Annotated in this window: 26 protein-coding genes, 3 rRNA genes and 4 pseudogenes; 14 read left to right on the forward strand and 19 right to left on the reverse strand. The window is 64.8% G+C overall.

Translation table 11 applies throughout. The annotated features are described in order from the left end of the window. From GNX96_RS59130 to GNX96_RS41235, 5 genes are all read left to right on the forward strand, one after another. Positions 1–848, forward strand: a 16S ribosomal RNA gene (locus GNX96_RS59130); the annotation flags it as partial. A 360-nt stretch (positions 849–1,208) separates the two neighbouring features. Then, positions 1,209–4,337: ribosomal RNA gene (locus GNX96_RS41220) — 23S ribosomal RNA — on the forward strand. Positions 4,338–4,450: 113 nt separating this feature from the next. Further along, positions 4,451–4,567: ribosomal RNA gene (rrf, locus tag GNX96_RS41225) — 5S ribosomal RNA — on the forward strand. A 69-nt stretch (positions 4,568–4,636) separates the two neighbouring features. Next, the gene (gene add / locus GNX96_RS41230) at positions 4,637–5,656 is read left to right on the forward strand and encodes an adenosine deaminase (RefSeq protein ID WP_279582858.1); all 1,020 of its coding nucleotides are present in this window, start codon (positions 4,637–4,639) and stop codon (positions 5,654–5,656) included. Positions 5,657–5,704: 48 nt separating this feature from the next. Further along, the gene (locus GNX96_RS41235) at positions 5,705–6,637 is read left to right on the forward strand and encodes a GNAT family N-acetyltransferase (RefSeq protein WP_279582859.1); all 933 of its coding nucleotides are present in this window, start codon (positions 5,705–5,707) and stop codon (positions 6,635–6,637) included. Here the strand turns inward: GNX96_RS41235 and GNX96_RS41240 are convergent. Both GNX96_RS41240 and GNX96_RS61815 read right to left on the reverse strand, forming a co-directional pair. Then, positions 6,627–6,998, reverse strand: a complete 372-nt coding sequence (locus tag GNX96_RS41240; RefSeq protein ID WP_279582888.1) for an LmrA/YxaF family transcription factor — start codon at positions 6,996–6,998, stop codon at positions 6,627–6,629. The two genes, GNX96_RS41235 and GNX96_RS41240, sit on opposite strands and share 11 nt — an antisense overlap. 92 nt (positions 6,999–7,090) lie before the next feature. Further along, positions 7,091–7,228, reverse strand: a pseudogene (locus GNX96_RS61815) (hypothetical protein); the annotation flags it as partial. 63 nt (positions 7,229–7,291) lie between these two features. On the opposite strand from GNX96_RS61815, the gene GNX96_RS41245 reads away from it, so the two are divergent. After that, positions 7,292–7,714: a hypothetical protein gene (locus tag GNX96_RS41245; RefSeq protein ID WP_163573039.1), complete on the forward strand. Its 423-nt coding sequence runs from the start codon at positions 7,292–7,294 to the stop codon at positions 7,712–7,714. Between the two features lie 89 nt (positions 7,715–7,803). Here GNX96_RS41245 and GNX96_RS41250 read toward each other — a convergent pair whose 3' ends face one another. The 12 genes and pseudogenes from GNX96_RS41250 to GNX96_RS59150 form a co-directional block, all read right to left on the reverse strand. Beyond that, the gene (locus tag GNX96_RS41250; RefSeq protein WP_163573040.1) at positions 7,804–8,217 is read right to left on the reverse strand and encodes a hypothetical protein; all 414 of its coding nucleotides are present in this window, start codon (positions 8,215–8,217) and stop codon (positions 7,804–7,806) included. Between the two features lie 61 nt (positions 8,218–8,278). After that, on the reverse strand, positions 8,279–8,899 hold the full coding sequence (locus tag GNX96_RS41255) for a pirin family protein (RefSeq protein ID WP_313885918.1): 621 nt from the start codon (positions 8,897–8,899) through the stop codon (positions 8,279–8,281). Next, positions 8,899–9,189, reverse strand: a complete 291-nt coding sequence (locus tag GNX96_RS61820; protein ID WP_313885919.1) for a pirin family protein — start codon at positions 9,187–9,189, stop codon at positions 8,899–8,901. Before GNX96_RS61820 ends, GNX96_RS41255 begins: the two co-directional genes overlap by 1 nt. 126 nt (positions 9,190–9,315) lie before the next feature. After that, a pseudogene (locus tag GNX96_RS66255) lies at positions 9,316–9,480 on the reverse strand (DUF6510 family protein); the annotation flags it as partial. Between the two features lie 2 nt (positions 9,481–9,482). Then, positions 9,483–10,199: a ferredoxin reductase gene (locus GNX96_RS41260; protein WP_279582860.1), complete on the reverse strand. Its 717-nt coding sequence runs from the start codon at positions 10,197–10,199 to the stop codon at positions 9,483–9,485. Next, positions 10,199–10,797 (reverse strand): annotated as a pseudogene (locus tag GNX96_RS66260) (sulfite oxidase-like oxidoreductase). Before GNX96_RS66260 ends, GNX96_RS41260 begins: the two are co-directional and overlap by 1 nt. 16 nt (positions 10,798–10,813) lie before the next feature. Then, the gene (locus GNX96_RS61825; RefSeq protein ID WP_390624287.1) at positions 10,814–11,119 is read right to left on the reverse strand and encodes a hypothetical protein; all 306 of its coding nucleotides are present in this window, start codon (positions 11,117–11,119) and stop codon (positions 10,814–10,816) included. Then, positions 11,116–11,670, reverse strand: a complete 555-nt coding sequence (locus tag GNX96_RS61830) for an FAD-dependent oxidoreductase (RefSeq protein ID WP_313885921.1) — start codon at positions 11,668–11,670, stop codon at positions 11,116–11,118. The genes GNX96_RS61825 and GNX96_RS61830 overlap by 4 nt, the downstream gene beginning before the upstream one ends. A gap of 28 nt (positions 11,671–11,698) precedes the next feature. Next, positions 11,699–12,229: pseudogene (locus tag GNX96_RS61835) on the reverse strand (FAD-dependent oxidoreductase); the annotation flags it as partial. 172 nt (positions 12,230–12,401) lie between these two features. After that, the gene (locus GNX96_RS41275; protein ID WP_163573042.1) at positions 12,402–13,841 is read right to left on the reverse strand and encodes a hydrolase; all 1,440 of its coding nucleotides are present in this window, start codon (positions 13,839–13,841) and stop codon (positions 12,402–12,404) included. 159 nt (positions 13,842–14,000) lie between these two features. Beyond that, on the reverse strand, positions 14,001–14,471 hold the full coding sequence (locus GNX96_RS59145) for an MFS transporter (protein ID WP_279582862.1): 471 nt from the start codon (positions 14,469–14,471) through the stop codon (positions 14,001–14,003). After that, on the reverse strand, positions 14,468–15,166 hold the full coding sequence (locus tag GNX96_RS59150) for an MFS transporter (RefSeq protein WP_279582863.1): 699 nt from the start codon (positions 15,164–15,166) through the stop codon (positions 14,468–14,470). Before GNX96_RS59150 ends, GNX96_RS59145 begins: the two co-directional genes overlap by 4 nt. A 91-nt stretch (positions 15,167–15,257) precedes the next feature. Here GNX96_RS59150 and GNX96_RS41285 point away from each other — a divergent pair, with 91 nt between their 5' ends. After that, entirely contained in the window at positions 15,258–16,142 is an 885-nt protein-coding gene (locus GNX96_RS41285; protein ID WP_279582864.1) for an LLM class flavin-dependent oxidoreductase, read from the forward strand. Here GNX96_RS41285 and GNX96_RS41290 read toward each other — a convergent pair. Further along, on the reverse strand, positions 16,135–16,845 hold the full coding sequence (locus tag GNX96_RS41290; RefSeq protein ID WP_163573044.1) for a hypothetical protein: 711 nt from the start codon (positions 16,843–16,845) through the stop codon (positions 16,135–16,137). The two genes, GNX96_RS41285 and GNX96_RS41290, sit on opposite strands and share 8 nt — an antisense overlap. On the opposite strand from GNX96_RS41290, the gene GNX96_RS59155 reads away from it, so the two are divergent. Next, positions 16,844–17,335 (forward strand): ribose-5-phosphate isomerase A, encoded by a 492-nt coding sequence (locus GNX96_RS59155; RefSeq protein ID WP_279582865.1) that lies wholly within the window; start codon positions 16,844–16,846, stop codon positions 17,333–17,335. The genes GNX96_RS41290 and GNX96_RS59155 overlap by 2 nt on opposite strands. After that, positions 17,332–17,688 carry a ribose-5-phosphate isomerase A gene (locus GNX96_RS59160; protein WP_279582866.1) on the forward strand — a complete coding sequence of 119 codons (357 nt, stop codon included), beginning with the start codon at positions 17,332–17,334 and terminating at the stop codon, positions 17,686–17,688. Before GNX96_RS59155 ends, GNX96_RS59160 begins: the two co-directional genes overlap by 4 nt. A 95-nt stretch (positions 17,689–17,783) precedes the next feature. Here GNX96_RS59160 and GNX96_RS41300 read toward each other — a convergent pair whose 3' ends face one another. Beyond that, on the reverse strand, positions 17,784–18,689 hold the full coding sequence (locus GNX96_RS41300; RefSeq protein ID WP_163573045.1) for a MerR family transcriptional regulator: 906 nt from the start codon (positions 18,687–18,689) through the stop codon (positions 17,784–17,786). A 44-nt stretch (positions 18,690–18,733) separates the two neighbouring features. On the opposite strand from GNX96_RS41300, the gene GNX96_RS41305 reads away from it, so the two are divergent. Then, positions 18,734–19,474 (forward strand): maleylpyruvate isomerase family mycothiol-dependent enzyme, encoded by a 741-nt coding sequence (locus GNX96_RS41305; RefSeq protein ID WP_163573046.1) that lies wholly within the window; start codon positions 18,734–18,736, stop codon positions 19,472–19,474. Positions 19,475–19,573: 99 nt separating this feature from the next. Here the strand turns inward: GNX96_RS41305 and GNX96_RS41310 are convergent, their stop codons facing one another. Continuing rightward, a complete protein-coding gene (locus GNX96_RS41310) occupies positions 19,574–20,329 on the reverse strand; it encodes an SDR family NAD(P)-dependent oxidoreductase (protein WP_279582867.1) in 756 nt (251 codons plus the stop codon). 193 nt (positions 20,330–20,522) lie between these two features. Here GNX96_RS41310 and GNX96_RS41315 point away from each other — a divergent pair, with 193 nt between their 5' ends. From GNX96_RS41315 to GNX96_RS66270, 4 genes are all read left to right on the forward strand, one after another. Beyond that, entirely contained in the window at positions 20,523–21,356 is an 834-nt protein-coding gene (locus tag GNX96_RS41315; protein ID WP_163573047.1) for a helix-turn-helix transcriptional regulator, read from the forward strand. Positions 21,357–21,440: 84 nt separating this feature from the next. Next, complete coding sequence (locus GNX96_RS41320) at positions 21,441–21,860, forward strand: organic hydroperoxide resistance protein (RefSeq protein WP_163573048.1); 420 nt, start codon at positions 21,441–21,443, stop codon at positions 21,858–21,860. Positions 21,861–21,871: 11 nt separating this feature from the next. Further along, positions 21,872–21,994, forward strand: coding sequence for a putative quinol monooxygenase (locus GNX96_RS66265; RefSeq protein WP_390624285.1), 123 nt, complete (start codon positions 21,872–21,874; stop codon positions 21,992–21,994). Further along, positions 21,991–22,185 (forward strand): putative quinol monooxygenase, encoded by a 195-nt coding sequence (locus tag GNX96_RS66270; RefSeq protein ID WP_390624286.1) that lies wholly within the window; start codon positions 21,991–21,993, stop codon positions 22,183–22,185. The genes GNX96_RS66265 and GNX96_RS66270 overlap by 4 nt, the downstream gene beginning before the upstream one ends. A 47-nt stretch (positions 22,186–22,232) precedes the next feature. Here the strand turns inward: GNX96_RS66270 and GNX96_RS41330 are convergent, their stop codons facing one another. Both GNX96_RS41330 and GNX96_RS41335 read right to left on the reverse strand, forming a co-directional pair. After that, positions 22,233–23,393: a phosphatidylinositol-specific phospholipase C1-like protein gene (locus GNX96_RS41330; RefSeq protein ID WP_163573049.1), complete on the reverse strand. Its 1,161-nt coding sequence runs from the start codon at positions 23,391–23,393 to the stop codon at positions 22,233–22,235. Between the two features lie 99 nt (positions 23,394–23,492). After that, the gene (locus tag GNX96_RS41335) at positions 23,493–24,029 is read right to left on the reverse strand and encodes a DinB family protein (RefSeq protein WP_163573050.1); all 537 of its coding nucleotides are present in this window, start codon (positions 24,027–24,029) and stop codon (positions 23,493–23,495) included. Positions 24,030–24,090: the final 61 nt, after the last annotated feature.

Raw genomic sequence — 24,090 nt, forward strand, 5'->3', positions numbered from 1 at the left:
GTGGCGAAGGCGGGTCTCTGGGCGCTAACTGACGCTGAGTGCGGGTCTCTGGCCGTAACGCGCTGAAGGAGCGAAAGGTGGGGAGCGAACAGGAATTGATACCCTGGTATCCACCCGTAAAGTGGGCGCTAGGTGTGGGTTCCTTCCACTGGATCCGTGCCGCAGCTAACGCATTAAGCGCCCCGCCTGGGGAGTACGGCCGCAAGGCTAAAACTCAAAGGAATTGACGGGGGGCCCGCACAAGCGGCGGAGCATGCGGCTTAATTCGACGCAACGCGAAGAACCTTACCAAGGCTTGACATGGGCCGAAAACTCGTAGAGATACGGGGTCCGCAAGGGCGGTTCACAGGTGGTGCATGGCTGTCGTCAGCTCGTGTCGTGAGATGTTGGGTTAAGTCCCGCAACGAGCGCAACCCTCGTTCTATGTTGCCAGCGGGTAATGCCGGGGACTCATAGGAGACTGCCGGGGTCAACTCGGAGGAAGGTGGGGACGACGTCAAGTCATCATGCCCCTTATGTCTTGGGCTGCACGCATGCTACAATGGCCGGTACAAAGGGCTGCGAAACCGCAAGGTGGAGCGAATCTCAAAAAGCCGGTCTCAGTTCGGATTGGGGTCTGCAACTCGACCCCATGAAGTCGGAGTCGCTAGTAATCGCAGATCAGCAACGCTGCGGTGAATACGTTCCCGGGCCTTGTACACACCGCCCGTCAAGTCATGAAAGTCGGTAACACCCGAAGCCAGTGGCTCAACCCGCAAGGGAGGGAGCTGTCGAAGGTGGGATCGGCGATTAGGACTAAGTCGTAACAAGGTAGCCGTACCGGAAGGTGCGGCTGGATCACCTCCTTTCTAAGGAGCAACCGGCAACCTTCGGGTTGTCCAGGTAGCCACTCCGGAATGTTCATGTCCGGGTGGTGCTCATGGGTGGAACGCTGACAACGCAACCGGTTCGTATCGGACGGTTTCCTAGTACTGCTCTTCCTCGGAAGGGTGTGGAACAGTCACCGAAACGGCGGAGCGGTTCTTCAACACGCTGTTGGGTCCTGAGGGAACAACCGGCAACGGTTGTTTTGCTCTTAAGGGTCACTTCCACACCGAACAGCACGATCGCCGGTCAAGGCCGGCGATTATGCATGCGGTGAGCATGGTGGGGATTCGGGCGTACCTTGAGAACTGTATAGTGGACGTAGAGCATCTTTGAATTTTTGTGGCCAAGTTATTAAGGGCACACGGTGGATGCCTTGGCACCAGGAGCCGATGAAGGACGTTGGAGGGTGCGATAAGCCTCGGGGAGTTCCCAACCTAGCTTTGATCCGAGGATGTCCGAATGGGGAAACCCGGCTGGAGTTATGTTCAGTCACCCACATCTGAACACATAGGGTGTGTGGAGGGAACGCGGGGAAGTGAAACATCTCAGTACCCGTAGGAAGAGAAAACAAAAGTGATTCCGTGAGTAGTGGCGAGCGAAAGCGGATGAGGCTAAACCTGATACGTGTGATAGCCGGCGGGCGTTGCGTGTTGGGGGTTGTGGGACCATTCTGATCGTTCTGCCGGACGGTCGGGGAGTAAGAAAATCTTTCGTTAGTCGAAGGCTCTGGAAAGGGCTGGCGTAGTGGGTGATACCCCCGTAGACGAAAACGATTGATCTCCCGAGTGGGATCCCAAGTAACAGCGAGCTCGTGAAATTTGCTGTGAATCTGGCAGGACCACCTGTCAAGCCTAAATACTCCCTGGTGACCGATAGCGGACAAGTACCGTGAGGGAAAGGTGAAAAGTACCCCGGGAGGGGAGTGAAATAGTACCTGAAACCGTGTGCCTACAAGCCGTTGGAGCGTCCCTAGTCCTTGTGGCTGTTCGTGACAGCGTGCCTTTTGAAGAATGAGCCTGCGAGTTAGTGGTACGTGGCGAGGTTAACCCGTGTGGGGTAGCCGTAGCGAAAGCGAGTCTGAATAGGGCGTTTGAGTCGCGTGCTCTAGACCCGAAGCGAAGTGATCTACCCATGGCCAGGTTGAAGCGCGGGTAAGACCGTGTGAAGGACCGAACCCACCAGGGTTTAAAACCTGGGGGATGAGCTGTGGGTAGGGGTGAAAGGCCAATCAAACTTCGTGATAGCTGGTTCTCCCCGAAATGCATTTAGGTGCAGCGTTGCGTGTTTCTTGCCGGAGGTAGAGCACTGGATGGTCTAGGGGGCCTACAAGCTTACTGAAATCAGCCAAACTCCGAATGCCGGTAAGTGAGAGCGTGGCAGTGAGACTGCGGGGGATAAGCTTCGTAGTCGAGAGGGAAACAGCCCAGACCACCAGCTAAGGTCCCTAAGCGTGTGCTAAGTGGAAAAGGATGTGGAGTTGCACAGACAACCAGGAGGTTGGCTTAGAAGCAGCCACCCTTTAAAGAGTGCGTAATAGCCCACTGGTCAAGTGATTCCGCGCCGACAATGTAGCGGGGCTCAAGCACATCACCGAAGCTGTGGCATTCACATATTGACCCGGCTGGCGCCTTTGTGGTGTTGGTCCAGGTGTGTGTGGATGGGTAGGGGAGCGTCGTGCGGCGGGTGAAGCGGCAGGGTGACCTAGTCGTGGATGCCGCACGAGTGAGAATGCAGGCATGAGTAGCGAAAGACGGGTGAGAAACCCGTCCGCCGGATGACCAAGGGTTCCTGGGCCAGGCTAATCCGCCCAGGGTAAGTCGGGACCTAAGGCGAGGCCGACAGGCGTAGTCGATGGACAACGGGTTGATATTCCCGTACCCGCGAAAGAGCGCCCATGATGAGGCAGGTTTGTGCTAAGCCCCCGGAAGCTGTTGATTCTCTTCGGAGATGAGGTGGTGGAAGCGGGTGACCCCGGCTTGTAGTAGTCAAGCGATGGGGTGACGCAGGAAGGTAGCTGAACCCGGTGGATGGTAGAGCCGGGGTAAGGGTGTAGGGCGAGGCGTAGGCAAATCCGCGCTTCATTAAGTCTGAGACCTGATGCCGACCCGACATAGGGGAAGTCAGTGATCCTATGCTGCCGAGAAAAGCCTCTAGCGAGCTCTGAGTGGCCCGTACCCCAAACCGACACAGGTGGTCAGGTAGAGAATACCAAGGCGATCGAGTGAACTGTGGTTAAGGAACTCGGCAAATTGCCCCCGTAACTTCGGGAGAAGGGGGGCCTGAGACGTGACGGGACTTGCTCCTTGAGCGTTGTATGGCCGCAGAGACCAGGGAGAAGCGACTGTTTACTAAAAACACAGGTCCGTGCTAAGTCGTAAGACGATGTATACGGACTGACGCCTGCCCGGTGCTGGAACGTTAAGGGGACCGGTTAGCCTCACGGCGAAGCTGAGAACTGAAGCGCCAGTAAACGGCGGTGGTAACTATAACCATCCTAAGGTAGCGAAATTCCTTGTCGGGTAAGTTCCGACCTGCACGAATGGCGTAACGACTTCTCCACTGTCTCAACCACAGGCTCGGCGAAATTGCACTACGAGTAAAGATGCTCGTTACGCGCGGCAGGACGAAAAGACCCCGGGACCTTCACTACAGCTTGATATTGGTGTTCGGTTCGGATTGTGTAGGATAGGTGGGAGACTGTGAAGCTGGCACGCCAGTGTCGGTGGAGTCAACGTTGAAATACCACTCTGTTTGATCTGGACATCTAACTTCGGACCGTGATCCGGTTCAGGGACAGTGTCAGGTGGGTAGTTTAACTGGGGCGGTTGCCTCCTAAAGAGTAACGGAGGCGCCCAAAGGTTCCCTCAGCCTGGTTGGCAATCAGGTGGTGAGTGCAAGTGCACAAGGGAGCTTGACTGTGAGACGGACGTGTCGAGCAGGAGCGAAAGCTGGGACTAGTGATCCGGCACTGGCTGGTGGAAGCGGTGTCGCTCAACGGATAAAAGGTACCCCGGGGATAACAGGCTGATCTTCCCCAAGAGTCCATATCGACGGGATGGTTTGGCACCTCGATGTCGGCTCGTCGCATCCTGGGGCTGGAGTCGGTCCCAAGGGTTGGGCTGTTCGCCCATTAAAGCGGCACGCGAGCTGGGTTTAGAACGTCGCGAGACAGTTCGGTCCCTATCCGCCGCGCGCGTAGGAAACTTGAGAAGGGCTGTCCTTAGTACGAGAGGACCGGGACGGACGAACCTCTGGTGTGCCAGTTGTTCCGCCAGGAGCACGGCTGGTTGGCTACGTTCGGAAGGGATAACCGCTGAAAGCATCTAAGCGGGAAGCTCGCTTCGAGATGAGGTTTCCCACCAGGTTAACTGGGTAAGGCCCCCGGCTAGACCACCGGGTTGATAGGCCGGATGTGGAAGCGTGGAAACACGTGAAGCTGACCGGTACTAATAGGCCGAGGACTTGACCAATTACCAAAGATTCATACTGCTGCGACTACGTTCACTATACGGTTCTGGAGGCACGCCCAGCACCCTTTCCTTCGCGGGAAAGTGTGAGTGCGGGTTTGTTAACTCCATAGCGTTTCGGTGGCCATAGCGAGAGGGAAACGCCCGGTTCCATTCCGAACCCGGAAGCTAAGCCTCTCAGCGCCGATGGTACTGCACTGGTGACGGTGTGGGAGAGTAGGACGCCGCCGGACTTACTTCATGACGGGGTCGCTTGTTTCGACAAGCGGTCCCGTCATTTTGTGCTCTGAAACAAAATCCGGATGCCGGCGCACATCGGGCGGCCTATTGTCAGCCTCATGCGCGACCTTCGCCAGCTGCCGAAAGCACATCTGCATGTCCACCTCGAAAGCACCGTCCGGTGGTCGACGCTCGCCGAGTTCGGCGCGGCGAACGGCGTGGACGTACCATCACACCGCGACGGCGAGGCAATGGATTTCGCCGATTTTCGGCAGTTCGCCGACTACAACGCGCTCGTACGCGACTGCCTCCGCCGACCCGAGGATTTCCGGCGAGTAGCAAGGGAATTCTGCGAAGACGAGGCGGCCCAGGGCACCCAGTACGCCGAGGTCACCTTTACCGCGGCCTCGCATGGCGAGCGGCTCGGTGACCTGGAGATGCCGCTCGCAACCGTCCTGGAGGGCTTGGCCGACGGGCAGCGGTTGACCGGGCTGGAATGCCAGGTGATTCTCGACCACTCGCGCCGCCGATCCGTCCAGCGGTGCCGAGAAACCCTGTGGCTAGCCGAAAAGTACGCCGGCGTGGTGGCGATTGGGGTGGCTGGCGAAGAGTCATACCCGCTCGAACCTTTTGCCGCCGTCCTCGAAGACGCTCGCGAGGCAGGAATCCACCTTGTTCATCACGCCGGCGAGGCCGAGGGCGCCGGGAGCATTCGCGAGGCCATCGATCGAGGTCACACCGAGCGGCTCGGCCACGGCATTCGGGTCCTGGACGACAATGAGCTGGTCGCGCGCGTACGGGACAGCCAGCTGGCGCTGGAGGTCTGTTCGTCCTCGAATGTGGCGCTCGGTTTCGCCAAGTCGTACGCGGACCATCCGCTGCCGCGGCTTGTCGACGCAGGCCTCACAGTCACCCTCAACACCGACATCCCGAACGTTCTCGGCATCACGCTGACCGACGAATTCTCCCGCGTACGCGAAATATTCGGCTATGACGACGAAACCCTGGCCGGCTTTTCCCGAGCCGCTGTCGACGCGTCTTTCGCGCCCGCGTCCACACGTACTCGCCTTCACCAACAAATCACCTCTTGGCTGGCGACCTGACCGGAAAACGGTTCGACGGCTCTGCGCAGTCCTGGAACAGTGGCAAACATGGACCTTCTGACCGCCGCGGACGTACGGCTGATGCAGGAACTGGCGCAGCGTGTCACCGCCGTCCGCCCGGATCTGATCGGCAGCGATGCGTCGTACGGTGAGCTGGCCTGGAGCTGGGGAAAGGGGTACGCGAGCGACGGCGCGACCTGGCAGCGCCAGCTGTGGTTCGCTGGCGGTGATCTGGTGGCGTGGGGCTGGGCCCAGCTGCCGCACCAGGTGAGGCGGAGCGACGGGTCGGTGAAGGACGTGACCGACGCCTATCTGGCGCATCAGATTCACCCCGATCACGCTGGTTTGGTCGACGAGGTGATCGACTGGTACGACGGCGTTGCCGCTGGCCTCGTGCGGACAGTGCTGCCGAGTTCGGCCGACGAGTTCGCCCTGCGGCGATGGGCCGCGCACGGCTACCAAGACGATCCGGCCGCCCTGGGCGACGCCGGGTCCTGGACGCAGCTCAACCAACGGGACCTCGTCGACCTGGAAGAACCGGCGCTGCCGGCCGGATTCCGGTTCCGTACGGCGGACGAGGCCGGCCCGGAAGCCGCGGTGCAGGCTCATCTCGACGCCTGGGCGCCATCGAGCTACACGGCGGAGGGTTACCAGGGCGTACGAGAGATGGCGGCCTATCGAGGCGACCTGCATCTTCTGGTGGAGGCGCCGGACGGCACGATGGCGTCCTCGACGATCATGTGGCTCGATGAAGCGAACAAGACAGCCGAGTTCGAGCCGGTCGGAACGCATCCGGGCTACCGGCGGCTGGGACTCGGGCGAGCGATGCTTCTGCATGGGATGCACCTGACGCGGGCGGCCGGAGCGACCCACATGACGGTTGCCTGCCTGGGAGCGCCGGGGCATCCCCGGGCACGCGGGCTCTATGACAGCGTCGGGTTCCAGGAGATCTCGCGGGACGCGCCACTCATCAAAAGCTAACCGGATAGCGGCTTCGGGTGAGGTCCGCGGCCGTACGGGCGGCTCGCTCGAAAGGGTCGAGCGTGCCGGCGGCCCGACACAGCACGTGCGCGCCCTCGAGCAAGGTGATCAAGGTGGCGGCGAGGTCGGTGGCCTCGCCGGACGGAACGCCCGCGGCGGCGAGCCGCTCCGCGAGCTGGTCGACCCAGGAGGCAAAAGCGGTGGCGGCGACCTCCCGAAGCGTGCCGTCGTCGCCGGGATCGACGGTGACGGCCGCGACCGCGCAGCCGCCTCCTGAGGCCGAGGCCTCGACGACGGGCCTGATGGCCGCGAGGAAGGCCTCAACGACGGCTGGCGGGCTGTCCGCCGGCAGTTCCGCCAATGCGCTCGTACGTCCTGGCCATTGCGCGCGGCGGCCTCGGCGACGATTTGCGCCTTGCCGCCCGGGAAATGGTGGTAGATCGCGCCGCGGGCGGCCCCGCTGCCGTGCAGCACGCCGGTGAACGACATGCCGGCGACCCCCTGTCGCTGCAGCGCCGCCACCGTCGCCTCGATCATCCGGGTACGGGTGTCGCCTGCCATTGGATCTGCCCCCTTGACTAGTACGGCCATCCTACTGCATGCTGACAGCACTAGTACGGACGTACTAGCTAGTCTCTAGTGAAGGGTTCTTTCATGCCGATCACCGTCACCGCCCCGCAGGGCGTACTCACCACAGCCGGCGAGCGCGAGATCCTGCCGCGGTTGACCGCCGCGCTGGTCGAGGTCAGCGGCCTCACCGGCAACACCGCCTTCACGGCCATGGTTGGCGGCACCGTGCACGTCCTCGCGCCGCAGCACATCTACGCCGGCGGGATCAACCGCCCCGTGGTGATGGTCGAATTGAAGCTGCCGAACATCGGGCTCGGCACGGTCCAGGCGCGGGCTGCTTTTATCCAGGCCGCCACCAAAATTGTCGATTCGTCCACAGTGGACGGTCATGACCGCGGGAACACCTGGGTCAACATCCTCAACGCCCCCGATGGTGGCTGGGGACTCGGCGGCGAAGCGTACACCGGCGAGGACCTCGTCGCCGCCATCACCGCTGGCGTCCACTAGCCGCCTTGGAAGGTCGCCCTCATCCGAATGTCCCCCATGCGTTCAACGCACGCATGGGGGACATTCGGCCAACCGAGGGTCAGAAGTTGCTAGTTGATGTGCAGCGTCCAGATATGGACCGAGTTCTGGAAATAGAAGTGCTGGTATTTGTGGAATGGCTGGGTGCAGTGAATGCAACTGTTGAGTGGGGCGTCGAAGACGAAGTAGCCGGCGTTGTTGCCGCTGTCGAAGGTCCAGACCTGTTCATCGACGTTGATATTTCCGGCATACGCATAGCAGAAATACCTGCGAACGCGTCGATTTGAGCGAATTCGGTGGAGGTGCAGGGCACGCCCTGAGTGGCGGGTGCGGCGGTCGCCGGTGCCGCGATCATCAGGATCGCGGCAGCTACGGCAATAGCGCCAGCCAGGCGTTTGAATAACGACATCGCAGGTGGATCTCCGTTCAACTGTCTGGGTGACGGTGTCGCGGGTATTGTGCCGGCGATGGACAAAACGCACCATTGGTAAATGTCATCACATCGATGCGACTACGGTCACGATCGGTGCGAGCGCGACTTTCTGGTCAGGCGCGATGACGCGGAGTGAGGCGGACGGCGGGCAGCGGCGGGGCTGGGATCCGGTCGCTGCCGTGCCCGGCGACCAGGCCGAACCGGTCGTGGTCGTGGGTTTCCCAGTCATCGCGGGCTGCCGCGATTTCCTGGTGGCTCCGGCCGACGAAGTTCCACCACATCACCAGGTTGTCCGGGAAAGGCTCGCCGCCCAGCAACAGCACCCGAGCCGTCCCGTCGGTGCCCAGTCGGAGCTCGTCGCGTCCGGTGCCGAGATAGAGCAGCAGGCCCGGCTCGACCGACTGGCCGGCGATCGTGACGAAGCCGTCCAGAACCAGGGCGGCGTGCTCGAAGTCCTTGCGTAGTGGGATGGTCGCGCTGGCAGTCAGCGCGAGGTCAGCGCCGAGCAGCGGTGTGTACGCGGTCGCCGGTGAGGTGGCGTCGCCGAGCGCGCCGATGATAACGGTCGCGACGAGACCTTTTGTCTCGTACGCTGGCAAATCCGGGTGCCGTTCGAAAGCCGGCTGGCCAGCCGCGCGGTCCGCCGGTAACGCCACCCAGAGCTGCAGAGCGTGCAGGAGTTGGTCCCCGGTCAGGGAAAACTCCGAGTGTGCCACCCCACGACCGCTGGTCATCAGGTTGAGCTGCGCGACGGCCGCAGCACAGCGTCGCTGCCGAGGCTGTCCCGGTGCCGGATCTCGCCGGTCAGCGGCCAGGTCACCGTCTGTAGGCCGATGTGCGGATGCGGCAGCACCCGCATTTGGGTCCGCTGCGGGCCAAACTGGTCGAGGAAACACCACGCGCCGACGGTCGGCAGCGCGCGCTGCGGGAGGGTTCGGCGTACGGACATCCCGCGGACTCCGCCCAGCGGCACCTCGCGCGTCTCGTATCGCTCGGCCACCGGCCGCTCTTCCAGATTTGTCACCCTCAGAGGGTAGCTTCGTCGTCGGCGAACGAGCTTCAGGCGGGGATTCGCAGGTGAGTCATGCCGGTGAAGTCGAGGCAAAGCTCGCCCTGCACGCGTACCAGCCGCAACATGACACTCTCGCAGCCGGGGACAGCGTGCGATGGCGTCCTGCGCGTGCCAGAAAACGCGTAGTGACGCGACAACCCCTGCGCGACCGCAGCCAGCGCAGGTGCTGACCGCGGACGTCACGTCGACGGCGAAGATCTCCGAGAGCGGGCCGGCCAGCGCGTTTCCGTCCTGATATGCCATTTCTATCCGAACCTCTCGGTTTTCACCCGCTGCGGATCGTGGCCGACCGCGACCAGGATGTCGGCGACTGTCTCCACGAAACCGGTGGGACCACACACAAAACACGTTGGCTGGAAGTCTGGTGGCCAGCCATGTGTGGTGACGTCTGGCAAACCGATCCGCTTGGCCGGCCGGCGGGCTTGCTCGGGCGCTGTCCGGGTGTGGACATAAGCGATGTCCAGGCCGGGTGCGCCGCGCCGAAGCTCGGCCGCGTAATAAACGTCTTCGGGCGTACGCACCGAATAAATCAGCCGGAAGGGCACCCGGCTGCCGGCTTCCCGGCGCGCTCGGATCATCGCCATCAGCGGCACGATCCCGGAACCGCCGGCCACCAGCAGCACCGGCTCGGTCGCGGTCGGCCGCCAGACGAACCAGCCGCCCACCGGGCCGCGCAGCTCGATCGGATCGCCCGGCGCGAAAACGTCAGTGAGATAAGGAGAAACCTCGCCATCGGAGAGCCGCTGCACGGTCAGCTCGATGCGATCGCCGTTCGCTGGACCCGCGACGGAATAGCTGCGCTGAGTGGAATAGCCGTCCTCGGCGGTCAGTCGTACGTCCACATGTTGCCCAGCGAGGTGTCCCGGCCAGTCCGGCACCTCCAGCACCAGCGTGTGCGCCGAGTCGGTTTCCGGCCGGCTTTCCACCAGCTTGGCCACCCGCCAGGCCAGTCGGGGAGCCATCAGTCTCCTCGGTAACGTTGCTCGAGCCACGGATCGCCGTAGTTGTGATATCCCACGGTTTCCCAGAAACCCGGTTCGTCTTCCAGCAGCAACTCGATGCCGTGAATCCATTTGGCGGACTTCCAGAAATACAGGTGCGGCACCAGCAACCGGGCCGGGCCGCCATGCTCAGGATGCAGATCATCCCCGTCGTACTGGTAAACCACCCACGCCTGGCCGTCGAGCAGATCCTCCAGCGGGAGGTTTGTCGTATAGCCGCCGTACGAGTGCACCAGCGCGTAATCGGCGGCGCTCTCTCGTCTTCCATAAGGGTGTCGAGTGAAACACCTTGCCAGTTCGTCCGCAGCTTCGACCATTTGGTGACGCAGTGGATGTCGACCGTCGGCGTTTGGCTGGGCAGCGCGAGCAAATCAGCCCATGACCAGGTGTGTTTCTGGCCGGTTTCGGTGGTGATGAGGAATTCCCATCGGTCCGTCCGAATCCGCGGTGTCGGGCCGGCCGAGAGCACCGGAAAATCCTCCGCCAAATACTGCCCAGGCGGCAGCTTGACCTCAGCGCCACCTCGCCGGCCTCGAAATCCCGGCGTCACGATCGCCATGGCGCTCACCCTACCTTCAGAGGCCGTACGTCTCCAGAAGGCGAAGCCAGATCTCGCTGACCGCCGGATAGGACGGAACGGCGTGCCAGAGTCGAGACAGCGGGACCTCGCCGACGACCGCGACGGTGGCGGCGTGGATCAGCTCGCCGACGTTGGGGCCGGTGAGCGTCACTCCGACAATGACATCGCGGGTGATGTCGACAACCATTTTCGCGGTGCCGTCGTAGCTATCGGCATAAAGGGAGGCACCGGCCACCCGGCCGATCGGATATTCGACGGCCCGTACCCGCAGGCCGGCCGCGCGAGCCTGTCGTTCGGTCATCCCGACCGCGGCGACTTCGGGATGAGTAAAGACAATCTGCGGCACCGCCGTACGATCCGCTGTCGCCGTCCACGGGACGTACGGCTTAATTGGCAATTCCTGTTTTTCTGTGCGCGAGCGACAATAGCGGCTGCACACACGCGGGCCTGGTATTTGCCCATGTGGGTGAGCAGTGCCCGGTGATTTACGTCCCCAGCCGCGTAGAGCCAGCCGCCGTCGACGGCGGTCACCTGGCAGGTGTCGTCCACGTCCAGCCAGCTGCCCGGCCGCAGCCCGACGGTTTCCAGCCCGAGGTCGTCGGTCTTGGGCCGGCGACCGGCGGCGGCCAGCAGCTCGTCGCACTCCAGCGTCTGGCCGTTGTCCAAGGTCACGACCACCATGCCCGCTTCCCGTACGACGTCGGTGGCCTGGACGCCGGAGCGTACGTCCACACCGGCCGCCTTCAGCCCCGCTTGGACCGCCTTGCCAGCGAGCGGCTCCAGCCCGCCGAGCAGTCCGCTGCGTACGAGCATGGTGACCTGCGAGCCGAGCGCGGACCAAGCGGCCGCCATCTCGCACCCGACCACCCCCCCCACCGATCACCACGAGCCGGCCCGGCACGGCCTGCGCCGAAGTCGCTTCACGACTGGTCCACACGCCGATGTCCGCGATGCCCTCGATTGCCGGCAGCGCCGCGTCCGAGCCGGTGCACAGGACGACCGCGTGGGCCGCGGTCAACTCCGCTTCGCCGACCGTGACCTGCTTCTCACCGGTCAACCGGCCATGTCCGCGGACGACCGTGATGCCGGCGCCTTCCGCCCACGCGACCTGGCCGTCGTCCTTCCAATGCGTCGCAAAATCGTCCCGCCTCGCCAGCACCGCCGCCGCGTCCAACGTGCCGGTCACCGCCTCCCGCGACCCGGCGACCGCCTTCGCGTCCGCGAGCGCGGCGGCCGGCCGCAGCAGCGCCTTGCTCGGCATGCAGGCCCAATATGAGCACTCCCCGCCGACCAGCTCGCTCTCCACCATCGCCGCCGACAGGCCCGCCTCCACCACCCGAGCGGCCGCGTTCTCCCCGGTCGGCCCGCCACCGACCACGATGACGTCGTACTGGTGGCTCGGCTCGCTCATGAACTCTCCTCATGCCGTCGCGGGTGCGCGGCATCCATCTTCCCGGCGAGGAACGGGGTTCGCCCCTGGGGGGCCCGAGTCGCCGAGTGTGGGACTTTGTACCTCCCTCAGTGCCGAGTGTGGGACTTTGTTCGGCGCTCGGCGCCGGGGCCAGCAGCGTGATGGAGAAAACCTAAGCAGCGGTAACGGCGACATCGTCCAAAACAAAAGCGGTCTGCTTGATGCTGCCCTCGGTTCCGGCGAAGCGAAGGGTCACAGTTTGGCCCGCGTACGCGGAAACGTCGAAACTGTGTTGCAGGTAGCCGGAATTCGGGTTCACGTTGGTGTAGGTGGCCACTGTGGACAGTACGGCTCCGGAGGTGTTCAGCAGCTGGACATTCATCGTGTCGTACGCCTTGGTGCCGGTTTCGGCGGTGTCGATGTGGAGCCAGAAGGACAGGGTTGAGGTGCAGTTGGCGGGAAGGGCGACGGACTGGGAGAGGGTGTCCGTGTGGGCTGTGCCGAGGCCGTCGAGGCGGGCGTCCCAGGTGCCGGTGTGGGCTGGTTCGGCGGTGCCGTGTTGGGCGATGACCCCGCTGCTGGCGGTCCAGGTGGTGTCGCCGGATTCAAAGCCCGGGTTGGCCAGTTTCTGGCCTGGGCTGGTGCAGTCGTTGGTCCCGCCGCCACCGCCGGTGCTGGCGGCGGCCAGCCAGGCGGTCGCGTTCAGGCCCAGTGCGGCGTTGTCCGCGGTGGGGTCGGTCCAGCCGTTGAAGAGGGTGTTGCCGGACTGGCCGGTGCCGTCGTCGATGGTGGAGCTGTCACCCCAGATCGCCACTCGGCCGGAGCCGAACGTGCTGGTGACGAAGAACGCGTTGGTGTTTCCCGGGGTGGCGGTGCTCAGGTAGAGAAGGCCTTTGACGGCTGGATTGTCGGCCGGTTTCAGGGTGAAGGTGGTGCCGTTCGCGATCAGGCTGTGGTGCACCGTCCCGAAGGATCCGTTGAGGACCGGGTTGGTGGAGTCGCTGATCGCCACCGGGTGGTCGCTGCCGATGTTCTTCAGATCGACCGAGAAACCGAACGGGTCGGTGTTGTCGACGCCGTTGTTGGTCATCAAATCGTTGATGATGGCCGGCGAGTCCTTGCCGTCGTTGTTGCGGTCGCTGCCGTTGTGGTCGGATACCAGGAAAAGTCCGCCACCATTCTGGACGAAATGCAGCACCGCGGCCTTTTCCGCCGAGCTGAGCAGGACGTTCGGCTCGGGCAGCACGAACTCGTCGAAATTCGACAGGTCCAGTGCGTTGCTGGTGTTCCCGTACGTGATGGTGTTGCCAGCCGGCAGGGTTTTGAGGCTGTATTGGCCGGTACGCTGCAGTGCGACACCCCACGCGGAAATGGCGCCGGTCCAGTCGGTTTCGGCGACCGGCGCGGCTTTCTGGGCGGTCGGATCCGGTTGGCTGGTGCTGATGATCCAGTCGGCGTTGCCGGCGGTCTCGGCCTTGGTGTTGTCGAAAAGGATCCGGTGCACGGTGGCGGCCCCGGCTGGTGCGGCGGTTAGCGCGGCACCGACCGAGGAAACCAGCAGTGCGCTGGCGACCGTCGCCACGACTCGTACGGGCAGCGGGATACGGGGCATGGATGACCCTTCCTGGACCACAGTGGGAATGCTCAAGACTGCCGCGTCGGGTCGACGACAAGGTGAACAACTAACGACATTCTGCGCCAGATCGGTGGTTGTCAACGTTGTTCCAAATAAATACGTGCCGTTGTCGACGAATTCCGCAAAATTTCCGGACTACGTAACCGAAACGTCCGGTTCTGGCCAGCGTGCGACGTTGGCGAACAACACCGCGATCAGGGCGACCGCACCGCCGCAAAGCATCACGATCGAAGGTGAGGTGGCGTCCACGACTATGCCGCCGAGCAGTGCACCCACTGAAATCGTCGCTTGGAAGGACGACGTGAAAAGTACGGTGGCCACTTCCGGCGCGGCTGGGGCGGCTCGGGAGAACCAGGCCTGCGAGCAAACTGGTACGGCGCCATACCCCATTCCCCACATGATCAGCAGGCCGAGCGCGCCGGCCGGTGATCCGCCGAATATCGGCAACAACAGTGTGGCTCCGGCCAGCAGTGCGGCACTTAAAGGAAAAGTCGGCCAACGAGCGGCCAGAAAGGTGCCGACGATGCCGGCGCCGCCGTACCCCAGCAGGAAGGGGCTGATCAGGCCAGCGTCGAGATGGGTGACCTGGTGGAGGAACGGCGTCACATATGTGTACGTGCCGAAATGCGCGCGAGAACCAGTAGAAATGTCACGACCAATGCTGGCCGTGCTTTCCTGCTGCGCAACACATTCCACAAGCTGGCAAGGTCCGTCGCGTGGACGGCTGGCAGTGGTGGCAACAAGATGATCAGTGCCACCACCACACCGACTGTCAGAATTCCCATCACCAGGAAAGCCGCACGCCAGCCGGCCAACTCACCGATCAGGGTGCCGGCTGGTACGCCCAGGACCGAACCGAGCGGGACAGCGGCGAAAATCACCGCGGTGGCCAAGCCTTTCCGTGCCGGCACGAGCCGGTTCGACAGGCCGGCTCCGATCGACCAGAAGCCGCCGATGGTGAGGCCCACGAGCGTACGGGCGAGCAGCATCGTCCAGTAGGCAGCTGCCGTAGCCGCGAGAAAATCGGCCACCGCCAACAGAATCATCAGAACGCACAGCATGACCCGGCGATCGAGCCGGCCGGTGGCGACGGTGACGGCGGGCGCGGCGACGGCGGCGACGATTCCGGGCATCGTCATGGTCCAGCCCGCCACTCCAGCCGGGATGTGGAAAGCCGATGCGATCGGAGTCAGCAGGCCGATCGGCAGGATTTCGGTGGTGACGATGGAGAATATCCCCATCATGACGGAGCTGACGGCCAGCCAGCTGGCTAGTGGGCTGCGAGCTTCTACAGTTGACACCACTTCACTAGAACAGCGAAGGCCGTCTCGATCTGGCGGAAATGCGACGATGATGTGACGCACTTGTTTGGCCGAATGCCATCCCGTAAGAATGATCTCTGTGACTAAACTTGGTGCGGTCTTTAGGCCGCAGTTGGCTCCTGAACGGCTGCCGGCGGTGGCGGGTGCGGCGAACGACGCGGGCTTGGCAGAGCTCTGGTTGTGGGAGGACTGTTTTTTTTTCCAGGCCGGCATGGCGAGCGCGGCCGCCGCGCTGGCTGGCACCGATCGGTTGCGAGTGGGCGTCGGGGTCCTTCCGGTCCCGATGCGCAATGTGGCGATGACCACGATGGAGATCGCCACCCTGGAACGGCTTTTCCCGGGCCGGTTCATTCCTGGAGTGGGTCACGGCAATCAGGAGTGGATGGCGCAGGCCGGGGTGAAGGTGGCATCGCCGATGACGTTGCTGCGGGAAAATCTCGCGGCGATGCGGGCGTTGTTGCGCGGCGAGCGGGTGACCACCGACGGTCGCTATGTGCAGCTGACCGACGTGGCGCTGGACTGGCCGCCGGCGTCCGCGCCGCCAGTTTTCGTGGGTGCCACCGGGCCCCGGTCGTTGCGGCTGTCCGGTGAAGCGGCCGATGGAACTGTGCTGGATGCCAGCAGTCGCCCCGATATTGTCCGCCGGGCCCGCGCGCTGATCGACGAAGGACGCGCCACCGGCGGTCGGGAGGACCGCCACGAACTGACCGTCTACCTGCACGCGGCCACCGGGCCGGACGCGTCCGCGCGGATCCAGGCCGAGCTGGCACGCTGGAATGAGCCCCCGGTACCGGAATATCAGGACGGCGTGAGCGCGAAAACCGTGGCGGCGGCCGTACGAGCGGTGGCCGATGCCGGTGCTGACACGGTGATTCTCCAGCACACCGCCGACGAGCCGGACCCGGAAGGCTTCGTACGTTTCGTGGCCGAGGAAGTCCGCCCGCTGGTTAGCTGAAAACCCAGCGATACCAGGCGTGTACGACATCGGTGCTGGCGAACCACAGTGGATGCTGGTCGTCCTCTTCCAACCGCGGATCCGGATCCCAGGCGGTGCTGACGCACACCATCAGCCCGCCGCGTTCTTGGACCAGACCAGCGAAAGTGTCGTCGACGGTCGCGCTCCAGCGCTGTTTTCCGGGGCCTCTCATGATGATCTCGTCCATGAAAGCCTCGCAGGTGAGCGCCGGGTCGGGCTCCAGCCGTTGCTTGTTTTCGCTGTCCATCCGGCGAAAACCGGCGGTCTCGAAATCGTCGAGGTCGGCGATCCGCCAGCCGCCCTCGCTGCGCCGCAGCCGTACGATCGCATGCCCGGGATGGATCAGCACGAAAGGCACGAACCGCTGGCCGGCGCCGTTTTCGTCCAGATACGTGCTGGGCACCAGACGACCCACCGCGGAGCTGGAGAACAGATCGGTCGGGGCGGCGACCGCGGCCGGATCGGCGCTCACCTGGGCCGGTTGGCAGTCCGCGTGGAACGCGACGGTGACCACCAGGTCGTCCGAAACGCCAACGCTGGCCGAGAGCGGCCGGCCGTCGAAGGGTTCCTTGCAGCGCGGGCAATAACCGCTGGCGCAGACCCGGTCCCGGACCCGGAGGGTGCCCTCCGCGCCGAGCAGCTCGGACGCTTCGGCGGGGAAAACCAGGTCGGGCACGGCCATGGCGTCACCGTACTGGCCGCTGGCCGGTGATTCGCGGCTCACATCATCGGTACGTTCTGCGCATTTCCCGCTGACCGGCCGCCAGGCCCACACGGTACGGTCGAAGCACAACGGAAATCGACGGGCTGGAGCGGCAGTGGGGGATCAGGACGACGCCAAGCGGGCGGCCGGGGAGCGGGCCATCGCCGAATACCTCGCCGACGGCCTGCGGGTGGGGCTCGGGTCCGGCACCACGTCCCACTGGTTCGTACGATCGCTGGCCCAGCCGGTGCGGGACGGCCTCGACATCGTCGGGGTGGTGACCTCAACGTCCACTTTGGACGTGGCGACCGAGGTCGGCGTACGGGTGGCGGATCTCAACGAGGTGCCCGAACTCGACATCACCATTGATGGCGCCGACGAGATCGACCCGAGCGGAAACATGATCAAGGGGGCGGCGGCGCGGCCCTGCTGTGGGAGAAAATCGTCGCCACCGCGTCAAAGAAGATGATCGCGGTGGTGGACGACAGCAAGGTGGTGGAAAAACTGGGGAAGTTCCCGCTGCCGATCGAGGTGGTGCCGTTTGGCTGGCGAAGCACCGAACGGCACCTGCGGGCCGTTTTCGCCGAATTCGGCTATTCGGACGTACGACTGGAGATTCGCTTGAAAGACGGTGAATATCTGCGTACCGACAGCGGGCACTACATCCTTGACGCGTATTTGGAGGAAATTGCCGACCCGCCGGCGCTGGCGGCCAGGTTGAACCCGATCCCGGGGGTCGTCGAACACGGTCTTTTCATCGGCATCGCCGCCGCCACCGTGATCGGCCACCCGGACGGAACCAGCGAAATCCGGGAATTCTAAGGGAAAACCGGCAAGCGTCATGCATGACGCATGCCTCGAAGGCGCCGCTGAGCACGTTAAGTCTCCTGTTCGTGTGGTTCAGGGCAGTGGCGCGGTCAGCTGACCGAGCCGTCCAGGGCGTCGAGCAGCCAGGTGTGGGTGACACCGACCGGCGCAGGTTCGCCGGTGATCTCGCCGGCGAGATGCCAGTAGCGGCGCAACCGCGGGTGCCGGTCGGCGGCGGTGCGCCGGTTCAACACGCGCCGGAACTCCGGGGTGTCGCCGGTGCCGAGCGCGGCGGCGTGGGCCGCGACAAACAGGTCGAGTGCGGGCCCCGGTTCCGGTCGAGCTCCGGCCGCCACCTGCCCGAACGCCAGCTCGCAGGCGGCGCCGACGGCGGCGTGGAGAGCGCCGAGGTCGGCGATGCGGTCGTGGTTGACGAGCGTGCTGGCCCGCAGTTGGGTCGCGAGCGTGCGGTCGGTGGCGAGCAGAACTAGCTCGGCGTACGCGACCACCTGCGCTGGGGTCGGCAGCTCTGGCGGCCGCGGCGCGCTGATGTCGAGGAACATGCGGGCCGTGTCCGGTGGGATCGGTCCGGTGGTCATCGGGTGCCAGAGGCGGACGAGGGCGTCGTGCGCGGCGAACCCGTCCGCCACCGCCGACAGCAGTTCCAGCCGGGCGGCGCGGTCAGTGGGCGGGGCCTGCTCGACCGCGCGGAGCATCGAGCGTCGCCAGCCCAGCGTCGCCACCTCGCGGTCGAGCGCGGCGCGCTCGGCGGCCACGGCGTCGTCGAGGGACCGCTGTCCGGCCAGGACTTCCATGATCGACTGCAGGCTCAGTCCGAGCCCGCGCAGCCGCCGGACCAGGTTCAGGCGGCTGACTGCGGCCGGGTCGAATCGGCGGTGTCCACCGACGCTACGCGCGGGCGACAGCAGCCCCTCGTCGCTGTAGAAGCGGATCGTACGGACCGGCACGCCGGTCCGCCGCGCCAGGTCGCCGATCCCGAGTGTGTCGTCGGTCACTGTCGGTTGAATCTCCAGTCGAGTGGAGTGTTTACGGTACGGCCATGGATACCGCACGACTTGTCGAGGGACTGCACGAGCACACCGCCGGGTTCGCAAAGGCGGTGGCCGGCGTCGACCCGGAGGCCCGGGTGCCCACCTGTCCGGAGTGGCCGCTGCGGGTGCTGGTCGGACACATTGGCCAGGCACACCGCTGGGCGGCGGACATCGTCCAGGCCGGGCCGACCCCGGTTCCGGAACCGTTCGACGCGGACCCCGGCTCGCCCGGCGAGTGGTCCAACTGGCTGCATGAGGGCGCCGCGGACCTCACCGACGCGGTGCTGACTGCCGCCGAAGATCCGGTGTGGACGTTCTTCGGCCCGCGACCGGCGACGTTCTGGCTGCGCCGGATGCTCCACGACACGACCGTGCACCACGCGGACGCGGCGTTCGCCACCGGCACCGCATTCGAGGTGGCGCCGGACCTCGCGGCCGACGCGATCAGCGAGTGGCTGGAGCTGCTGTCCGATCCGGTCACGCCGACGCTGAAACCGGCCTTCTCAGCACTGCGCGGCACCGGCCAGACCCTCCAGCTCCGCCCCGACACGGGATTGGGCTGGCTGATCACCCGCACTCCCGACGACGGCGTGCGGTGGGTGCGCGCCACGGACACCGCAGACGCGACACTGGCCGGTCCCATCGGGCAGCTGTTGTTGGTACTCACCCGACGGCTGCCGGCCGGCCAGGTCACGATCACCGGCGACCGCGACCTGGCCGACCACTGGCTGGAGCACACGGCGGCGTAAGAAATCCCCCTGCGAGCTCTTGGTGAAGCTTTCACAGGGCTGACCCTGCGGCCGCCGAGAACGGTTGCATCCCGCCGACGGTAACGAACCAGCGCGGTTTCAGCTGAAGTCGGTGCCGGAGCCGACGTGTCGCCAGGCGTCGAGTTCGGTGCGTACGTACGTGAGCTTGGTCTCCACCCGGGCGATGCTGTCCGGGCCGAGCTGCAGCCGCAGTGGCGGGTTGTTGGCGTGCGCGAGCTCGACAATGGCCTCGGCGGCCTTGCCCGGGTCGCCGGCCTGCCGGCCATCTGCCGCGATCAGCGTTCGCCGGGCGACACCCGCGGTCCCGTCGTAGTCGGGCAGCGTCACGGCCGCCGGACGGATGCTTTCCGGGGTGAGGAAGTCGGTACGGAACGCGCCTGGTTCCACCACGGTGACCCGGATCCCGAGCGGCCCGACCTCGCCGGCCAGCGATTCGGTGATCGCCTCGACGGCGAACTTGGTGGCCGCGTACAAGCCGGACCCCACGCCGGCGGCGAACCCGCCGATGGAGCCGATGTTGATGATGTGCCCGGACCGCTGTTCGCGCAGGACAGGCAGCACGGCTTTGGTCACCGTGACCAGCCCGAAGACGTTGACGTCGAACATGTCCCGCGCCTCGGCGTCCGAGGTCTCCTCGACCGCGCCGAGCACGCCGTAGCCGGCGTTGTTGACGAGCACGTCGATACGCCCGAATCTTGCGACAGCGGCCTCCACGGCCGTTTGCGCTTGCGTTGGATCGGTCACATCCAGCTCGACGACTTCCAGGTTTTCGTTGCTGGGTCCGTCAAAAACGGCCTTACGGGCGGTCGCGACCACCTGGTCGCCGCGGTGCAACGCGGCGAGCGCGAGGTCCCGGGCCGAGTCCGCGGGAGGTGCCGGTGATGAACCAGACTGACATGGGGTGTCCCTTTCGATGATTGCTCGCAGGTCCGACCGTACGAGCCGAAACGGGCTCCGGCCTGGGCACGTTGTTCCTGGGTGCGGCACACCCAGGCAGGGACCGGCACGCGGACGTACGCTCAGGTGCGTGACGACCAGCAACCACCTTGGGGAGTTCCTGCGGGCCCGCCGGGCCCAGGTCTCGCCGGCGGCGGCCGGCCTGCCAGTGACCGGGCGGCGCCGGGTCGCGGGCCTGCGCCGGGAAGAGGTCGCGATGTTGGCCGGCATGAGCGCCGACTACTACACACGGCTGGAGCAGGGCCGCGAGCAGCATCCGTCCGAGGCCGTCCTGGACGCGTTGGCCAAGGCGCTGGAGCTGGAGTCGGAGGCCCGGAGTTACCTGCATTCGGTGGCTGCCGCGGGCGTACGGCTGCACCCGAAGCGGCCCGACCGGGAGCCGGTCAGCCCGATGCTGCTGAGCCTGATCGACCAGTGGCGCGACACCCCGGCCCTCATTGTCGACCGGTTGCTGAATGTGGTCGCCGGCAACCAACTCGGCCAGGCGTTGCATGCCGGCTATCGGTACAGCGACAGCCTCACCAGGTTCGTTTTCCTGGAAGAGGCGGCAAAAGCGTATTACGACGACTGGGAATACACCGCGCGCCGGACGGTGGCCGCACTGCGCAGTGCCGCCGGAGCGGATCCGGACGACCCCGAGCTGGTCGCGCTGGTCGGCGAGCTTTCGTTGGGAAGCAACGAGTTCCGCCAGCTCTGGGCGGGCGCCGAGGTGCGCCGCAAGACCCGCGCGCGGGTCACGCTGCACCACCGTGAGGTTGGCACTGTGCATCTGCTCTACGAATCGCTGACCATCAACGCCTCGCCCGACTACGAGCTGAAGATCTACCAAGCGGTGCCGGACACCGGTACGGCCGATGCGCTGGCGCTGCTCGGAAGCCTCGCGGCCGCGTCCGTCGCGGACTGAGTCGTACGCCACGGCACAAGATGCGACTCGCCCTTGTTCCCATAGTGTGAGCAGGTCAGCCCTGCCGGAACGAAAGGGTGCGTCATGCCGGAAAAGATTCTCTACACAGCAGAGTCGTTGTCGACTGGAGACGGCCGCAACGGTCATGTCACGTCGTCTGACAAGCAGCTTGACCTCGACCTGGCGATGCCGCCAGCGATGGGTGGTACGGGTGAAGGCACCAACCCGGAGCAGTTGTTCGCGGCCGGTTACGCGGCCTGTTTCCACAGCGCGCTGCGGGTCGTCGCGCGCCGGGCCAGGGCCAATGTGGACGGTTCCGAGGTGACCGCCCAGGTCGGCATCGGTCCGGAGGGCCAAGCTTTCGGGCTGGCCGTGACGTTGATCGTGAAACTTCCGGGTGTGGAAGCCGAGAAAGCGCAGGAACTGACCGCGGCCGCGCACGAGGTCTGCCCGTATTCGCGTGCCACCAAGGGAAACATCACCGTCGACCTGAAGATCGCCTGAGAGGACCCGTCGTGCCCGTTGTCGTTGTTGCTTTGCTGCATCCCAAGCCCGAACATCGTGATGAGGTCCGCGAGATTCTCACCAGCATTGTCCCGAAGGTGCACGCCGAGGACGGCTGTCAGCTCTATTCGTGAACGAGGACGCCGACGGGTTCGTGATGATCGAACAGTGGGTCAGCCAGGAGGCGTTGACCAAGCACGGTGGCCTGCCCGCGCTGGCCGAGATGAACGTGGCGCTGAAAGGAAAAATGGCGAAGCCGGTGGACCTGCGGTTCCTGTCCCCGGTGCCGGCCGGCGATCCCTCGCACGGTCAAGTCAGGTCCTGAGAAAAACCGGAACGGCGCGGACTTTCCGCGCCGTTCCAGCTGTTTCTTTAGCCTGCCAGGTCCAGCGGCTGGTACGCGCAGAAGCGTGGCGCCGACACCGGATCGCAGCGCGCCGGTACGCGTCCGGGCAGTGGGGCCACGTAATCGCTGCCATAGCGGGCCGAGAGTCCGGCGATCGGGAAGTCCGTACTGACGACTTGGGCGCCGCTGGCCAGCGCGGCCTGTAGCCGCGCGGTGCTGCCGGTGGAGGCGGCGTCGAAAGGCTCATCCGCACGCGTACGAACGAAATATCCGCGCCGGACCCAGTCCTGGATGTGCGCGGTGTTCGGGCCGGTCGGGTCGTTCTGCTCCAGGAAAGCCGCGTCGGCGCGGCCGGGCGCGGAGTCGGTGAACAGCACCCGGCCCTGCAGGCTCGGCCTGCCGTCCAGGTAGGGCGCCTGCTGTTGCGGGTCCTTGTTGTCCATCAGGAAGAGAAACTTTCCGCGCGACTGCGCGAGAGTTGGCCAGCCGTACCGAAGCACCGACTGTTCCAGGGTGAGACCAGGCCGCCGGATGGTGTCGGGCGTGATCAGTTGGTTCGTTGGGATGACCGAGCGGATTTCGCTGTCCAGATCGGCGAAACGTTTGGTGTCCCATGGTGGGCTCTTCGGACCGCCGCGGGCCTCCATCGCCGGGTCGGTTTGTTTTAGTTCGATCAGCACGACAATCGGCACGTGCCCAGGGTGGGCGTCTGACCAGCCCTTGGTTTGGCTGAGACATTTCACCAGCGTGGCGCAGGAATTGTTGTAGTCGTGGTCGGCCCAGTGCATGATTTTGATGCCTGGCTTGGCCATGTCCGGGTCGGTGAGCGGCCCGAGGCCGGCATCGGTGCGTACCAAAGGATGCGTGTAGAGGCCACCGGCGTCGCTGTCCGGCATCACGTCCAGCTCGATCTGGCGGACCGACTCGGACGCGAACTGCACTGGCAGCGAGGCGTGCGAATACCAGAGATTCCACGCGTTCTGGTCGGTCTTGGTCTGCTCGACCTTTTCCGCCCAGGTCAGCTCGCGGTGGTAGCTGTTGTGGGTGCCGATGACCTGGACCTGGTTCAGTCGTACGCCGAGGTCGACGGATGGCTGGCCGGCGGGCGGCGCGGCGGCCGCCAGCGAGCCGGCGCACGCGGCGAGGGCGCCGGCGACCGCGATCAGGCGAAGACCGGTGAAGCGCATGAAAGCTCCTCATTCGTGGGCATAACCCGATCCTGTCGTACGCACATGATCGACAGGCGAAGGGAGCAACAAAGAAGGACGAAATCGGCCAACAGGCTATTACCGTAAGGAACGGTTTCCTGTCACGTCGTAGAGGTGGTGGACCGGGTCGTGGGCCAGATAGCGGGCGAAGGTTTCGGTGGTGAAATCCGAGCCGTCGCTGCGATGGCAGGTCCGCTGCCACTGCGGGCCGGTCACTGCGTCGAAACCGGCGGCCAGCTTTTCGGCATTGCTCACCAAATCCGCGGCCACTGTAGCCGGTTCCTGTTCCTCGTAGCGATCTTCCACCGCGGTCGCGTCCTGGTCCCAGTCCGGAAAGGTCGGGTCGTCCTTGGTGAGGATCAAGTCAAGCCGGCCAGCGAAAATACCGAAAACGTCTCGTACGTGACAGCCGTACTCCAGCGCCGACCAGACCTGCGGCGACGGGCGTTCGCGGACTTTTTCGGACGCTGTCAGCACGGTGTGCCAGGCGGTGGCGTTGTCGCGTAGGAGCTGGCCAACCGCGGTCGGTGGCAGGTCGCGGGTGTCGAATCCGCAGTCCGGGCAGTCGCGGCCCAGCACCCAGGTCCAGTTCTTGGTGTCCGGAGGAATCGTCATGCCCAGGACGTTAGGGCCTGGTCACCAGCGCCCGCCCTCGAGAAACTGCCATCTGTGCGCG

This window comes from Fodinicola feengrottensis (genome assembly GCF_010993775.1).
Taxonomy (GTDB): domain Bacteria; phylum Actinomycetota; class Actinomycetes; order Mycobacteriales; family HKI-0501; genus Fodinicola; species Fodinicola feengrottensis.

Excerpts from the sequence above, each read along its gene's own strand:
- GNX96_RS41285 (WP_279582864.1), top strand. The coding sequence starts at position 15,258 with ATGATCTCTGTGACTAAACTTGGTGCGGTCTTTAGGCCGCAGTTGGCT.
- GNX96_RS41245 (WP_163573039.1), top strand. The coding sequence starts at position 7,292 with ATGCCGATCACCGTCACCGCCCCGCAGGGCGTACTCACCACAGCCGGC.
- GNX96_RS41305 (WP_163573046.1), top strand. The coding sequence starts at position 18,734 with ATGGATACCGCACGACTTGTCGAGGGACTGCACGAGCACACCGCCGGG.
- GNX96_RS41290 (WP_163573044.1), bottom strand. The coding sequence starts at position 16,845 with ATGGCCGTGCCCGACCTGGTTTTCCCCGCCGAAGCGTCCGAGCTGCTC.
- add (WP_279582858.1), top strand. The coding sequence starts at position 4,637 with ATGCCGGCGCACATCGGGCGGCCTATTGTCAGCCTCATGCGCGACCTT.
- GNX96_RS59155 (WP_279582865.1), top strand. The coding sequence starts at position 16,844 with ATGGCGTCACCGTACTGGCCGCTGGCCGGTGATTCGCGGCTCACATCA.
- GNX96_RS41320 (WP_163573048.1), top strand. The coding sequence starts at position 21,441 with ATGCCGGAAAAGATTCTCTACACAGCAGAGTCGTTGTCGACTGGAGAC.
- GNX96_RS41260 (WP_279582860.1), bottom strand. The coding sequence starts at position 10,199 with ATGGCTCCCCGACTGGCCTGGCGGGTGGCCAAGCTGGTGGAAAGCCGG.
- GNX96_RS61825 (WP_390624287.1), bottom strand. The coding sequence starts at position 11,119 with ATGACCGAACGACAGGCTCGCGCGGCCGGCCTGCGGGTACGGGCCGTC.
- GNX96_RS59160 (WP_279582866.1), top strand. The coding sequence starts at position 17,332 with ATGATCGCGGTGGTGGACGACAGCAAGGTGGTGGAAAAACTGGGGAAG.
- GNX96_RS41335 (WP_163573050.1), bottom strand. The coding sequence starts at position 24,029 with ATGACGATTCCTCCGGACACCAAGAACTGGACCTGGGTGCTGGGCCGC.
- GNX96_RS41255 (WP_313885918.1), bottom strand. The coding sequence starts at position 8,899 with ATGACCAGCGGTCGTGGGGTGGCACACTCGGAGTTTTCCCTGACCGGG.
- GNX96_RS41235 (WP_279582859.1), top strand. The coding sequence starts at position 5,705 with ATGGACCTTCTGACCGCCGCGGACGTACGGCTGATGCAGGAACTGGCG.
- GNX96_RS41275 (WP_163573042.1), bottom strand. The coding sequence starts at position 13,841 with ATGCCCCGTATCCCGCTGCCCGTACGAGTCGTGGCGACGGTCGCCAGC.
- GNX96_RS41330 (WP_163573049.1), bottom strand. The coding sequence starts at position 23,393 with ATGCGCTTCACCGGTCTTCGCCTGATCGCGGTCGCCGGCGCCCTCGCC.
- GNX96_RS41250 (WP_163573040.1), bottom strand. The coding sequence starts at position 8,217 with ATGGTGCGTTTTGTCCATCGCCGGCACAATACCCGCGACACCGTCACC.
- GNX96_RS61830 (WP_313885921.1), bottom strand. The coding sequence starts at position 11,670 with ATGGCGGCCGCTTGGTCCGCGCTCGGCTCGCAGGTCACCATGCTCGTA.